This is a genomic window from Streptomyces sp. NPDC053426 (assembly GCF_055585405.1).
The window spans coordinates 1-1,465 of the sequence record NZ_JBVJKE010000053.1; the positions used below are offsets into that span (position 1 = coordinate 1).

At 65.4% G+C, this 1,465-nt stretch carries 1 protein-coding gene; it reads left to right on the forward strand.

Annotated features, from left to right (window positions below):
- Positions 1-239: 239 nt before the first annotated feature.
- A complete protein-coding gene (locus tag ACZ62B_RS39075; protein ID WP_360028126.1) occupies positions 240-1,442 on the forward strand; it encodes an IS110 family RNA-guided transposase in 1,203 nt (400 codons plus the stop codon).
- Positions 1,443-1,465: the final 23 nt, after the last annotated feature.

Consider the following 1,465-nt stretch of genomic DNA (forward strand, 5'->3'; position numbering starts at 1 on the left):
TCCCCGTTACCTTTTCCGTGGCTCCGCTATCGGGGCTCCGGTCTCCTGGCCCGGTATGACTTGGTCCCCTCGTCGACATGATTGAAAAGGTGGTGTCACCGGGCCGGGAGGCATCGGCAGACCGCTGATCAGGGGCATGACCGCTCACATCCGCACCGTGGATGAGCAGGCCTTCGTAACGTGGATGCCGGCACGCTGATGCCGCGCGCGAGACCGGGAAGAGGCTGTTGGGGAGGGACATGAACCACGACGGTGAGATCGACATCTACCTCGGTCTGGACGTCGGCAAGGGTGAACATCACGGCACTGCGCTGACTCCGGCGGGCAAGAGGGTGTTCGACAAGCCGATGCCAAACAGTGAATCGCGGCTGCGTGATCTGTTCGAGAAGCTGCAGGCCAAGCACGGCAACGTGCTGGTCGTGGTGGACCAGCCGGCCTCGATGGGTGCTCTCCCACTGGCAGTGGCCCGCGATACGGGCTGCCGGGTCGCCTATCTGCCAGGGCTGACGATGCGGCGCATCGCCGACCTCTACCCGGGCGAGTCGAAGACCGATGCCCGCGATGCAGCGATCATCGCCGATGCCGCCCGCACCATGCCCCACACCCTCCGCGACCTGGCCCCGGACGACGAGACCGTCGCCGAGCTGAACATGCTCGTGGGCTTCGACGACGACCTGGCCGGCGAGGTCACCCGCATCAAGAACCGTCTGCGCGGACTGCTGACCCAGATCCATCCCTCGCTCGAGCGGGTCCTGGGCCCTCGACTGGACCACCCGGCGGTGCTGGTCCTTCTCGAACGACACGGCTCACCAGCTCAGTTACGGAAAGCCGGCAGGCGACGGCTGGTGACCCTGCTGCGGCCCAAGGCGCCACGCATGGCAGAACGGCTCGTTGCGGACATCTTCGACGCACTCGACGAACAGACTGTCGTCGTTCCGGGCACCGAGGCCTCCGTGCTGATCGTCCCAAGTCTGGCTGCCTCGCTCTCCGCGGTACTTGACCAGCGCAAAGTCCTTGCCGCAAGGATCGAGGAACTGCTGGAGGAACACCCTCTTTCGCAGGTCCTGACCTCGATGCCCGGCATTGGGGTCAGGACCGCAGCTCGGATCCTTATCGACGTCGGTGACGGAAGCGGCTTCGCCACCGCAGGGCACCTGGCCGCCTACGCCGGCCTGGCACCCGCCACGCGCAGATCCGGCTCCTCCATCCGCGGCGAACAGCCCTCCCGACGAGGCAATAAACAGCTCAAGCGGGCCTTCTACCTCGCCGCCTTCGCCTCACTGTCCCAGCCGGACTCACGTGCCTACTACGACAGGAAACGACACGAGGGAAAACACCACGTCGCAGCCATCGTCTGCCTGGCCCGACGCCGCATCGACGTCCTCTTCGCCATGCTCCGAGACGGCACTTTCTACCAGCCACCTACTCCGGCCACCGCTTGACGAAAACCATAGGGGCACCTTTT

Coding starts and splice junctions, on each gene's coding strand:
- ACZ62B_RS39075 (WP_360028126.1), top strand. CDS start 240: ATGAACCACGACGGTGAGATCGACATCTACCTCGGTCTGGACGTCGGC.